Source organism: Ensifer sp. GW823-FHT05D09 (assembly GCF_058795755.1).
On record NZ_JBXAIA010000008.1, the window covers coordinates 135,250 to 147,600 of the forward strand.

General features: G+C 63.6%; 10 protein-coding genes. 5 read left to right on the forward strand and 5 right to left on the reverse strand.

What is annotated here, in order from left to right; genetic code table 11:
- Positions 1–34 precede the first annotated feature (34 nt).
- A complete protein-coding gene (locus tag AC1Q80_RS21870) occupies positions 35–1,318 on the forward strand; it encodes an NAD(P)/FAD-dependent oxidoreductase (RefSeq protein ID WP_492361819.1) in 1,284 nt (427 codons plus the stop codon).
- Here the strand turns inward: AC1Q80_RS21870 and AC1Q80_RS21875 are convergent.
- Positions 1,315–2,250, reverse strand: a complete 936-nt coding sequence (locus tag AC1Q80_RS21875; protein ID WP_173423316.1) for a LysR substrate-binding domain-containing protein — start codon at positions 2,248–2,250, stop codon at positions 1,315–1,317. The genes AC1Q80_RS21870 and AC1Q80_RS21875 overlap by 4 nt on opposite strands.
- A 95-nt stretch (positions 2,251–2,345) precedes the next feature.
- On the opposite strand from AC1Q80_RS21875, the gene AC1Q80_RS21880 reads away from it, so the two are divergent.
- The 3 genes from AC1Q80_RS21880 to AC1Q80_RS21890 all read left to right on the forward strand — a co-directional run bounded on the left by AC1Q80_RS21880 (position 2,346) and on the right by AC1Q80_RS21890 (position 6,658).
- Positions 2,346–4,787 (forward strand): GcvT family protein, encoded by a 2,442-nt coding sequence (locus AC1Q80_RS21880; protein ID WP_492361820.1) that lies wholly within the window; start codon positions 2,346–2,348, stop codon positions 4,785–4,787.
- 42 nt (positions 4,788–4,829) lie between these two features.
- On the forward strand, positions 4,830–5,588 hold the full coding sequence (locus tag AC1Q80_RS21885) for an electron transfer flavoprotein subunit beta/FixA family protein (protein ID WP_492361821.1): 759 nt from the start codon (positions 4,830–4,832) through the stop codon (positions 5,586–5,588).
- A gap of 140 nt (positions 5,589–5,728) precedes the next feature.
- On the forward strand, positions 5,729–6,658 hold the full coding sequence (locus AC1Q80_RS21890; protein ID WP_492361822.1) for an electron transfer flavoprotein subunit alpha/FixB family protein: 930 nt from the start codon (positions 5,729–5,731) through the stop codon (positions 6,656–6,658).
- A gap of 34 nt (positions 6,659–6,692) precedes the next feature.
- Here the strand turns inward: AC1Q80_RS21890 and AC1Q80_RS21895 are convergent, their stop codons facing one another.
- From AC1Q80_RS21895 to AC1Q80_RS21910, 4 genes are all read right to left on the reverse strand, one after another.
- The gene (locus AC1Q80_RS21895) at positions 6,693–8,003 is read right to left on the reverse strand and encodes a CynX/NimT family MFS transporter (RefSeq protein ID WP_492361823.1); all 1,311 of its coding nucleotides are present in this window, start codon (positions 8,001–8,003) and stop codon (positions 6,693–6,695) included.
- Positions 8,000–8,677 (reverse strand): FadR/GntR family transcriptional regulator, encoded by a 678-nt coding sequence (locus AC1Q80_RS21900; protein ID WP_492361824.1) that lies wholly within the window; start codon positions 8,675–8,677, stop codon positions 8,000–8,002. Before AC1Q80_RS21900 ends, AC1Q80_RS21895 begins: the two co-directional genes overlap by 4 nt.
- A 106-nt stretch (positions 8,678–8,783) precedes the next feature.
- The gene (locus AC1Q80_RS21905) at positions 8,784–9,743 is read right to left on the reverse strand and encodes a GlxA family transcriptional regulator (RefSeq protein WP_492361825.1); all 960 of its coding nucleotides are present in this window, start codon (positions 9,741–9,743) and stop codon (positions 8,784–8,786) included.
- A complete protein-coding gene (locus tag AC1Q80_RS21910) occupies positions 9,743–11,065 on the reverse strand; it encodes an SLAC1 anion channel family protein (RefSeq protein WP_492361826.1) in 1,323 nt (440 codons plus the stop codon). Before AC1Q80_RS21910 ends, AC1Q80_RS21905 begins: the two co-directional genes overlap by 1 nt.
- Between AC1Q80_RS21910 and AC1Q80_RS21915 the strand changes: the two genes are divergently transcribed.
- Positions 11,055–12,185, forward strand: a complete 1,131-nt coding sequence (locus AC1Q80_RS21915) for an NAD(P)/FAD-dependent oxidoreductase (RefSeq protein ID WP_492361827.1) — start codon at positions 11,055–11,057, stop codon at positions 12,183–12,185. The genes AC1Q80_RS21910 and AC1Q80_RS21915 overlap by 11 nt on opposite strands.
- Positions 12,186–12,351: the final 166 nt, after the last annotated feature.

The window sequence follows — 12,351 nt, forward strand, 5'->3', positions numbered from 1 at the left end:
GACGAAGCGACACCCCGCATGAAGGACTGGACCGATGCTGAACGACCCCCGCTCCCATGGGCTTTGGGAAAAAACCGCCCCGCAGCCACCGGTCACGGGCCCGCTTGCAACGGACGCGTCCGCCGATGTCGTGGTCGTTGGCGGCGGTTTCACCGGTATTTCGGCCGCTCTCCATCTGGCCGAGGCCGGTCGGAGGGTCATCCTGCTCGAAGGCGCGGAGATCGGCTTTGGCGGCGCAGGTCGCAATGTCGGGCTGATCAATGCCGGCATGTGGGTGATGCCCGACGACCTGCCGGGCGAACTTGGCGAGGTCCACGGCGAGCGGCTTCTCGATCTGCTCGGCAACGGGCCGCGCGTGGTGATGGAACTGATCGACAAGCATGCCATTGCCTGCGAACTGGAAAGCAACGGCACGCTCCACTGCGCGGTCGGTGACGTCGGCCTGAAGGAAATCGCGGACCGGGCGTCGCAATGGCAAAAGCGCGGTGCGCCGGTCGAGCTTCTCGATGCGGCCGAGACGGCGGCGCGCATCGGCACGACGGCCTATGCCGGCGCGCTGCTCGACAAAAGGGCAGGGACCCTGCAGCCGCTCGCCTATGTCCGGGGTCTCGCGCATGCGGCGGAGCGGGCCGGCGTCGTCCTGCACACATCGAGCCGGGTCGTCTCGACGGAGCGTGTCGGCAGTCGCTGGAAGGTGGCGACGGACAAGGCATCCGTGACGGCGGACTGGATCATCGTCGCGACCGATGCCTATAGCACCGGGCCATGGGAGCGGGTGCGGACCGAACAGGTCTATCTGCCCTATTTCAATCTGGCGACGCGGCCGCTCGCACCGGATCTACTTGCGACCATTCTGCCCAACCGCGAGGGCGTGTGGGATACGAAGGAGATCCTCTCGTCCTTCCGCATGGACAAGGCGGGCCGGCTGGTGTTCGGCAGCGTCGGCGCCTTGCGTAATGGCGGTGCGGCCGTGCACAAGGCCTGGGCTCGGCGCTCGCTTGCCCGGCTTTTCCCGCAACTGGGCAAGGTCGATTTCGAGTGCGAATGGTACGGCCAGATCGGCATGACCACCAATGCGCTGCCTCGCTTCCATCGGTTTGCGCCGAATGTCGTCGGCTTCTCCGGCTATAACGGTCGCGGTATCGCGCCGGGCACGGTGTTCGGCCGAGTGCTGGCGCGGCATATCCTCGGAGAGATTGGCGAGGCGGAGCTGCCCTTGCCGCTCAGCGACCCGAGCGATCCGCCGATGCGGCGTTTGAAGGAAGCCTATTACGAGGCCGGAGCCCAGGTCGCCCACTTCGTCGGCGAGCGTTTCTAACCAACCTCGTCGCCGAAGATGTCGGCGTCGGCATTCTGCTCCATCAACCAGTCGCGAAAGATCTCGGTACCGCGCTTGGGTGGGCGCTGGGCCGGCATGACGATGTGGATGCTCTGTCCGGTGAGGTAGCTTGCCCGGATCGGGCAGACGAGCTTGCCGGCCTTCAGATGATCATGCACCAGATGCTTCCAGCCGAGCGCGACCCCCTGGCCGTGCACGGCCGCTTCGATCGAGTTCAGCGCATCGGTAAAGACGAAATCCTGCGTCAGCTTGGCGGCGGAGACCTCGTTGCGCTCGAGATATTCACGCCAGCCGACGCGTGAGCGATGCCTTTCCTCGAAATGCAGGAGCGTGTGGTTGAGCAGGTCGGCCGGAGTCCCGATTGGCCCGTGCTCTTTCAGATAGGCGGGGCTGCAGACCGGCCAGACTTCCTCGGTGACGAAATGCCAGGCGTGGATACCAGGCCATTTCCCGGTGCCGAGCCGGGCGGAAAGGTCGATGTCTTCTTCCAGCAGGTCCTGGTCGTCGCGGCTGCTTTCGGCAATGCGCAAGGCGATATCCGGATGCTGGGCCTTGAAGGCTTTCAGCCGCGGCAGCAACCACAATTGCACGAAGGATGCGGAAAACGACACGCGCACGATATCGCGCGAATGCTTCTGCCTGAGCGACGAGATCACCATGTGCAGGTGATCGAAGGCTTCCTGGGTTTCCTTGTAGAGCCGCTTGCCCTCGGCCGTCAGCTCCAGCCGCGCATGTTCGCGGCGGAAGAGCTTGAGGCCCGTTGCCTCTTCAAGCAGGCGGATCGTCTTGCTGACGGCGGGCTGGCTAACATTCAGCTCCTCTGCCGCACCCGTAAAGCTTTGCCGCCGGGCGGCGGCCTCGAAGACGAAGAGATAGTTGGCGGAGGGGACGAGCGAGCGGAGCCTATGCATAAACTGAGGTTATGCCCCCGGATAGTTTTTAGCAAGATTACAAGCACGCCGGCCGTTTGTAAGTTGCTGAAAATTCCACATAAGGGAACCTCTTCATGCAAACTCATGCTCGGGCCGTAGTCATTGGCGGCGGCTGCGTCGGTGCAGCCATTCTCTACGGTCTGACGAAACGCGGCTGGACGGACGTTGCGCTTCTCGAACGCACGCAGCTGACCGCCGGCTCGACCTGGCATGCCGCCGGTCTCATCCCGTCCTATGCCCGTTCGATCAATATCGGCCGGATGATCGCCAAGACCATCGAAATCTACGAGGGCCTCGAAGCCGAAACCGGCCAGCATGTCGGCTGGCACAAATGCGGCCAGCTGCGCATCGCCAATACCCGCGACCGGTTCGACGAATACAAGAGCTACATGAGCGTCGCCGAGGTTCAGGGTATTCGCGCTGAACTGATCTCGCCGGCCGAGGCCCGTGATCTCTGGCCGCTGCTTGAAAACAACAAGGAGATGCTGGGCGCCCTCTACCATCCCGATGACGGTCACATCGCGCCGGCCGACGTGACGCAGGCCATGGCCAAGGGTGCCCGCGATCGCGGCGCCAAGATCTATCTCAACACCGAGGTGCGCGGTTTCGAGCGCATGCCGAGCGGCGAGTGGAAGATCAAGACCAATCAGGGCGAGATCATCTGCGAGCACATCATTTCGGCGACCGGCAACTATGCGCGCCAGACCGGCGCCATGCTCGGCCTCGACATTCCGGCGATCCCGATCGTGCATCAATACTGGATCACCGATGCCGTTCCCGAGGTAATCGAGCGCAAGCGCCAGGGCCTGCCCGAGATGCCGATCCTGCGTGACGAGGGGTTCGAGGGCTATTTGCGCGAAGAGGGCGATGGCCTGATGTTCGGCCCCTACGAGAAGACCGAGCACCTGAAGCTCTTTGCCGAAAACGGCGTGCCGGAGTGGTTTGGTGCCGACCTGCTCGAAGAGGATTTCGATTCCGTTTCCTGGAACTGGGAGCGGGCGATGGACCTCGTGCCGGCGCTCGGCCGCGTCGGCATCAAGGCCAATGTCCGTGGTCCCTTCCAGATGACCGCCGACGAACTGCCGCTGGTGGGGCCGGCCTGGGGATTGGACAATGTCTGGATCGCTGAGGGCGTGCCAGGTGGCATCCTCTGGGGCGGCGCGATCGGCTATTACCTCTCCGAGCGCATTGTCGAAGGCGGCAATAGCCTCGATACCTCCGAGCTGGACCCGCGCCGTTTCGGCGACTACGCCAACAAGAACTGGACGCGGGAAAAAGTGCGCGAGGCTTGGGGCACCCATGCCGAACAGCACTATCCCGGTCAGGACATGCCGGCCGCTCGCCCGCAGAAGACAGCACCGTCTTATGATCGCCTGACCCAAAAGGGCGCCGTCTGGAGCGTTCTCAACGGCTGGGAAATGCCCAACTGGTTTGCGCCCGAGGGTGCCGAGGCCAAGGACCAATACAGCTGGCGCTGGACCGAAAAGGGCAAATACGTTGGCGAGGAAGTCCACGCCGTGCGCAATGCCGTCGGCCTCGTCGAGATGACGCCGATGACCAAGTTCGAAGTAAGTGGTGTTGGTGCCGAAGCCTGGCTTGATGGCATCCTCGCCAACCGCCTGCCGAAAACAGGCCGCGTCAATCTCAGCCATCATCTGACGAAGAGGGGCGGGGTACAGGCGGAATATGTCGTCGCGCGCCTGGAAGACGGGCTGTTTTACCTGATCTCGACGCCGCGGGCCGAGCGCTGGAATTTCGATGACCTGTCGAAGCTTCTGCCTCGGGATGGCAGCGTGCAGCTTCGCAACGTCACCAATGATCGTGGCTGCTTCACCATTGTCGGACCGAAGGCGCGCGAGGTGCTGCAGACCCTGACCGAAATCGATCTCTCCAACGAGGCATTCCCGTGGTTCGGCGTGCAGACCGGTACGGTGGGGCTCGCCAGCGACGTCCGTCTGCTGCGCGTCAACTACGAAGGCGAGCTTGGTTGGGAACTCTATCACCCGCTCTGCTACCAGCGGCACCTGCTCGATGCGCTGCTTGCCGCCGGCGAGGCGCATGGCCTCCGATTGATCGGGCTGCAGGCGCTCGAATCGCTGCGGCTCGAAAAGTCCTACCGGGCGATGTACCGCGACATGAACCCGGAACTGAGCGCCTGGGAAAGCAGCCTCGATCGTTTCGTGCGTCTCGACAAGGGCTGCTTCATCGGCCGCGATGCGCTGGTCAAGGCGAAGGAAGAGGGTGTCGCATTGCGCTCCTTCACCATCGCGATCGACACCGATGGTGCCAGCTCGCTGATCTATGAGGGCGTCTACCACCAGGGCAAGCTGGTCGGGCGCATCACCTCGGGCGGTTACGCCTATACGCTCGGCCACGACGTCGCCTTCGCGTTGCTGCCGGTTGAACTCGGGGTTCCGGGAACGGAACTGGAAGTGCCGATCCTCGGCGAGCGGCGCAAGGCTCGCGTCATTGAGGAATCGCCCTACGATCCCGAAGCCAAGCGCGGCCGTATGTAACGCTCCTCAGCAGACGACGAAAATTGCCGGAAAGGATTGGTCATGAAAATACTTGTGACGGTTAAGCGGGTGGTTGACTACAACGTCAAGATCCGGGTGAAGGCGGACGGTTCCGGTGTGGAGCTGGCGAACGTGAAGATGTCGATGAACCCGTTCGACGAGATCTCGGTGGAAGAGGCGCTGCGGCTGAAGGAAGCCGGCAAGGCCGACGAGGTCGTGGTCGTGTCGGTGGGTCCGGCCAAGGCCGAAGAGACGTTGCGCACCGCGCTCGCCATGGGTGCCGACCGGGCGATCCTTGTCGAGACCGAGGACCAGGTCGAGCCGCTCACTGTCGCCAAGATCGTCAAGGGTGTGGCCGAGGCCGAACAGCCCGGTCTGATCATCGTCGGCAAGCAGGCGATCGACGACGATTCGAACCAGACCGGCCAGATGCTGTCGGCGCTGCTCGGCTGGGCACAGGGCACCTTTGCCTCCAAGGTCGAGATCGGCGACGGCAAGGCGACCGTGACCCGCGAAGTCGACGGCGGCCTGCAGACGATCGACATCAAGCTGCCGGCAGTGGTCACCACCGACCTGCGCCTCAACGAGCCGCGTTATGCCTCGCTGCCCAACATCATGAAGGCGAAGAAGAAGCCGCTCGATAAGAAGTCGCCCGCCGACTTCGGCGTCGACACCACGCCACGGCTGAAGGTGCTGAAGACCGAGGAGCCGGAAGGCCGCAAGGCCGGCATCAAGGTCAAGTCGGTGGCCGAGCTCGTTGAAAAGCTCAAGACCGAAGCCGGCGTGCTCGGAAATCCGTGAGGTCCGCCTGCAAACGGCGTGTCGCTGCGCTTCCGGTGCTCACGTACTAGAGTACGCTGCGCGCCGGTTCTCACGCCTCACCGTTTTCGGCAGGCCCTGACGGATTTCGGGAACGAACCATTTTTCTAGAGGACAAGATCATGGCTATTCTGCTTCTGGCTGATCACGACGGCAGCCACCTTTCCGACCAGACCGCCAAGGCGCTGACCGCAGCCGCCAAGATTGGCGGTGACGTTCATGTGCTGGTGGCCGGTGCCGGCGCCAAGGCGGCAGCCGACCAGGCCGCCAAGCTTTCCGGCGTCGCCAAGGTGCTGGTGGCCGAGGACGCAAGCCTTGCCAACAACCTGGCAGAGCCGCTCGCAGCCCTCATCGTCTCGCTTGCCGGCAGCTACGACACAATCCTGGCTGCCGCCACCTCGGTCGGCAAGAACGTGCTGCCGCGGGTGGCAGCGCTTCTGGATGTCGTCCAGGTCTCGGAAATCACCGAAGTTGTCTCTTCCGACACCTTCAAACGTCCGATCTATGCCGGCAACGCCATCCAGACGGTGCAGACGACAGAGGCCAAGAAGGTCATCACCGTGCGCACCGCCTCGTTCGCGTCAGCCCCTGAAGGCGGCTCGGCTGCGGTCGAGACGGTGTCTGCTGCCGCCAATCCGGGCCTGTCGACCTTCGTCGCCGATGCGCTGTCGTCGTCGGATCGTCCGGAACTGACCTCGGCCAAGATCATCATCTCGGGTGGCCGGGCGCTCGGTTCGTCGGAAAAGTTCCAGGAAGTCATCCTGCCGGTCGCCGACAAGCTCGGTGCAGCCGTCGGCGCCAGCCGCGCTGCGGTCGATGCCGGCTACGCCCCGAACGACTGGCAGGTCGGCCAGACCGGCAAGGTGGTCGCCCCCGATCTCTACATTGCCTGCGGCATCTCCGGTGCGATCCAGCATCTCGCCGGCATGAAGGACAGTAAGGTCATCGTCGCCATCAACAAGGACGAGGAGGCACCGATCTTCCAGGTCGCCGACTACGGCCTCGTTGCAGACCTGTTCGAAGCCCTGCCGGAAATGGAGCGGGCTTCCTGATCAGACGTCAGAGACGACGGCTGAACGATGACGTTCAGCCGTCGATCTTGATCGTCCGTGCGCCGACATGCAGGGCACGGCCGGCACCAAAGCCCATGGTGGCAGCACCGAGGCCAAGCGCCACGAACAGGATGGCGGCGGCATCGAAGCTTCCCGTCCAGTCACGAATGAGCCCGACAAGCAGCGGGCCGATAGCGGCGAGCACATAGCCGACCCCTTGCGCCATGCCCGAGAGATGGGCGGCGACGTGGGAATCCGGCGAGCGCAGTACGATGAGCGTCATCGCCACGGCAATCAGCCCGCCCTGGCCGAAGCCCTGGAGAATGGCCCAGAAGATGACGGTCGACGGCGGCGCGAAGAGGATTCCGAGCAGGGCAATGACCGCGGCTGCGACCAGCGCGACATTGATGCCGCGTTGGTCCCTGCGGCGAACCGCAAACGAGGGGACCAGCAGGCAGGTGACGACCTGGGTCATGATCGACACCGAGACGATCGCGCCGGCTGTTGCCGGGTCGAAGCCGCGCTCCCGCAGAATGGGGGCGAGCCAGCCGAAGATGCAGTAGGCGAGCGCTGATTGCAGGCCCATGAACAGCGTGACCTGCCAGGCGAGCCGGTCGCGCCAGAGGCCAACGACGCGGAAGCCGCTGTGTCTCACCTGCGCCTTGCTGCCAAGCGCTTGCGGCGTCCAGATCAACAGAACGATGAAGGCAGGAAGCGCCCAGATGGCAAGTGCCCCCGACCAGGAGCCGGTAACGCCGTGCTCAAGTGGCAAGGTCAGACCGGCGGCGCCGGCAGCGCCTGCGCAAAGCGCCATCGTATAAAGCCCGGTCATAACAGCCGCCTTGTCGGCAAAGTCGCGCTTGACGAGGCCGGGAAGCAGGACGTTGCCGATGGCGATGGCGGCACCCGCCGCAAATGTCGACAGGAAGAGCAGGGGCACCGGTCCGAAACCGCGAAGCGCCGTGCCGAGCGCCAGCAGGAGCAGAGCCGCAAGCAACGTGCGTTCGGCACCAAACCGCTGCGCCAGTTTTGGCGCCAGCGGCGCAAACAGCCCAAGGCAAAGCACGGGCAGCGTCGTCAGCAGGCTGGCGCCTGAGGTCGAAAGACCGGTGTCGCGCATCACCTCCGGCAAAAGCACCGACAGGCTGGAAAACAACGGACGCAGGTTGAAGGCGATCAGCACCAGGCTGGCGCCGAGCACGAAGCGCGCCGCTCCGTGGGGCATGACCGGCGGCCGCGGTTCGGGAACGCTATCGGCTTCTGCGTCGATGAGCTGATCTTCGAGGCCATTGATGGCCGCGATCTGATGGGCCGACGGATTGGGGTCGCGAAAAGTCTGGTTCATTGGGAGAGGAGCCTGTCGAGTTCGCGCAACACCGGCGCCATAAATGCGCGGACCGAGGCGGCAGCGCGGTCCGGATCGCCGGCGGCGATGGCCGTGACGATAGCCGCATGGGCCTCGTCGTCCGGTTCCGGCAGGTCGCCCTTGAGCGTCGAGTGAATGGTTTCGAGGATCGATGCGGTGAAGAAATCATAGAGGCCGACGATGGCGCGGTTGCCCGCGGCATCGACGATGGATTTGTGGAACGCGATGTCGCGTTGGCCGAATGCTTCATAGCCGCCGTCGGCGATGGTACCGCGCGCCTGAAGCAGACGGGTCATTCGCTCAAGGTCGCCTGGCGTATGGCGGATTGCCGCAAGTCTGGCGGCCTCGACATCGAGGGCGGCGCGCGCCTCCCATTGATCGCGCAGTCCGGCGCGTTTGACGCGGTCGAGCGCGCCCGCCGGATCGACCGCCGAGCGCACATAGGTGCCGGAGCCCTGGCGGGTATCGAGCAGGCCTTGCGAGACCAGCACACGCACGGCTTCGCGCACCGTGCCGCGGCTGACGGACAAGAGCTCGGTCAGCGCTGTTTCGTTCGGGATGCGGTCGCCCACACCCCAGCGGCCGCTGACGATTTCGGCGCGCAGGTTTTCAGCGGCGCTGTCTGCAAGATTGGTACGGTTGACGGGCTGCATCACACACTCATCTAGTCATCAGATGACTAGATCAATACGCCCGGATTCCGCTGTCGTCAACCAACTCATGGGTGGCGCCATTGGCGCCCGCTTTTCCTCGCCCGGTTCAGGAGCCGAAAGACCGGCGGTAGGCGACCGGCGAGACGCCGAACTTGCGGACAAAAGCCCGGCGGAAAGCCACATCGTCGTTGAAGCCGAGATCGCGAGCGATCTTCTTCATCGGCGCGTTCGTCTCCTCGGCCAGGCGCCGGCCGGCCTCCAGCCGCATCGCTTCGACATAGTCGCCGGGCGTCATGCCGACCTCGAGCTTGAATTGGCGGGCAAAGTTGCGTGCGCTCATGCCGGCGCGTTTTGCCATCGCAGCCACCGACAGGTCGGCCGTCAGATTGTCGGCGATATATTCCTGGGCTGACCGGATCGGTGTGCGCTGGGCGATCTGCGTCGCCAGATGCGTACTGAACTGCGACTGCCCGCCGGGCCTCTTGAGGAAGACCACGAGTTCGCGCGCGACTTTCAGCGCGGTCTCGACGCCGAGATCCTTTTCGACGATGGCAAGGGCGAGATCGATGCCGGCTGTCACCCCGGCCGAGGTCCAGATGTTGCCGTCACGGGTAAAGATGCGGTTGGGCTCCAGCTTCACCTCAGGAAAGCGCCGGGCAAACTCGGCCGCCTGCGACCAGTGCGTCGTCGCTCGGCGCCCGTCGAGTAACCCGGTCTCGCCGAGGACAAACGCGCCGGAGCAGACGGAGCCAAGTCGGCCCGGCCCTTCCGATGCCGCCTTCACCCAGGCGATTACCGTTTCGGGAATGGGCCGTGTCTGGATCAGCGGATCACCGGCGACAAGCACGGTGTGGAAATCATCGGGTGCATCGTCGATCGTGCGGTCCGGCAGCAGGCGGAGGCCAGAGGTGCCGCGGATCGGGCTGTCGTCCAGCCCGACCAACGCCACGCGATAGAAGTCCGTGCCACTCTGGCGGTTTGCTTCCGCAAACACATCCGACGGCCCGACGACATCCAGCAACTGGACGTCCGGCATCGCCAGAATGGCAACATGGACCTTCGACATCAGTGCACCCGAAACAGTTTCCCCGACAGAACCTCGTTCATCGTCCTCACGAAGACAATACCGATGGCGCCGGTGAGAAAAACGAACATGGCGATAGCGAGGGCGCGAAGCAATTCCGTTCCGGCGGCTTCAGCATAGCGGAAGAAGGCGATCGAGAAGGCGGCGAGCGGAAAGCTGATGGCCCACCAGGCAACGCTGAACGGGACGTGGCTGCGAAACACGATCGGTGACAGCACCAGCATCAGGAAGAAGGCGAAATAGAAGAGCACACTGGCAAGGATGTCCACGGTGCCGGTGAGATTGGTATAGGCGAGAAAACCGACGGCAAACGGAGCGACGAGAACCATCATCGATGGCCGGGAAGCCAGCGGCAGGGGTTCGTGGTGCCGTAACCGGGCAAAGATCAGGGTGATAAAGATCCCGGCGATGACGCTGCCGACGGCGAAGGCGAACAGGTTGATCTCATGAGCCCAGGCAAACGGCATGGCTTTGCCAGTGACGGCGATGTCGAGTGTGGCGACCCCGGGGATTAGCAGTGGCGGCAGCGTGTGTTCTGCGTTCTCACGTGAGATCAGAAACCGTGTGGCAACCAGATAGGCGAGTGTGAAGGTCAGGATGAGCCCGATGATCCAGACGACCTGGCTGGCCGTAACACTATAGCGTTCGAAGAAAGCCGATAGCAGCAACAGTCCGACCGCGATGGTGGCGAAAAAATTCCCTTGAACGGGATGATGGAACTCCGTGGCGACGGCGGCGGGGTGACGAACCCATTTCGCGGCATAGCCGATGGCAAGCGTGATGAAGGTGACCGCGGCGAACCAGCCGATGAGTTCGCCGGGAATGCCGGGAACGGCGATGACTTTCACGGCTTCGCGCCATGCCAGACTGAGGCCCGTCAGCCCCATGACCGAGGCGAAGAGATTGATCGGCAGATTGGCAATCGTGTGACGGCGGGTGGGCGTGACCGGGGCGTCATCCAGTATTCCGACGTTCGACATGACATTCTCCACTTCGGATGTTGTTACCGAGAATATAAGTGAATCCTGTTTTGGCATGAATAGTGCTGAAGGGATGATTTCGGCCGGATTGCGCATCAAATCGGCCACTGACTGAATGCAGCAGCCCTCCGGCCAACTTCTGCGCGGAGGGCGGATGTGGGGTTCGTCGCCTGAGCAAATGCACTGCACGCCTGCCGCGCCCTCTCGGGCCGTCTCGCAATAAGCATCAATTATTTTCCGATGCGCTAAATATTGACCGTATAGGAAAATGATTTTACCAATACCTATGCGCTCAGGACCCTCTTCTCCCAAAGTGATTGTCATTGGCGGCGGTATCGCCGGGCTTTCGGTCGCCGCTGCCGTGCAGCAATGGGCATCGGCCACGCTCATCGAGCGCGAGGTCCATCTCGGTTATCATTCGAGCGGTCGCTCAGCGGCTCTGTTTACCGAGACCTATGGCAATGCGGTCGTGCGCGCGCTATCCGTTGCCAGCCGGGCAGCCATCGTCGATGGCGGTTTTGTCGAGCATGTGCGTGGCGCCGTGCATTTCGGCGGTTGCGCTGACGATCAGGTCGTCGATGAACTGGCGCAGAAGTACCGGGCGCTGGTGCCGAGCGTTCGCCGGCTTTCGGCAGAGGAAGTCAATGCCCTCATTCCGGTGATCCGCACCGACACCACCTGCGGTGGCGTCTACGAGCCCGGTGCTCTTGATATCGACACCGGCAAGATGGTGCATGCCTCGGCCGCCTCGTTGAAGGCGCTTGGCGGGACTGTCGTCTCCGGCGAGGAGGTGCTTTCGATCGCACGTGTTTCCGGCCGCTTTCAGGTGGAAACGTCGGCTGGCTCCTACGAGGCTGACATGGTCGTCAACGCCGCCGGCGCCTGGGTCGATGTTGTCGCCGAGCGCGCAGGACTAACCGGCCTTGGTTTCATGGCGAAGCGCCGCACCGCCTTCATGTTCGATCCGCCCGCGGGGCTCGACGCGCGCCGATGGCCGCTCGCCGTCGATCTGCACGAGCGTTTCTACTTCAAGCCGGATGCGGGAAAGCTGATCGGCTCGCTTGCCGACGAAACGGACACGCCGCCCTGCGATGCCTATCCCGAGGATATCGACGTCGCTGTCGCCGTCGACCGGATCGAGCAGGCGACAGAACTCCGCATCGGTCGCCCGCAAAGGCCGTGGGCGGGATTGCGTACTTTCGCACCGGATCGCACCCCTGTCGTCGGTTTCGATCCGCGGCTACCAGGCTTCTTCTGGCTCGGTGGCCAGGGTGGCTATGGTTTTCAGGTGTCGCTCACGCTTGCGCGGATCGCCTCGGCGCTGCTTCGCGATGCCACGATGCCTGAGGATGTCGCCGAACTCGGCGTTGCGTTCGATGCGCTGGCGCCAACCCGATTTCTAGAGGCGGCCCCCACCTCGACGCTTTCCACGGTCGGGCAATGACCAGGCAGATCAGAAGAATAGAAACGTCGCCGATGCGGTGAGGGGACATCCGCGGCGGCGTCGACGCCAGTGCGAGCACGAGCGTTTGCTCTGAAGTCCGCCCGGCCGATGCCGCGCACCGCGCTCCTCGCATCGGTGATCCCGCTCGACGCCCTCGGCCGCCAGA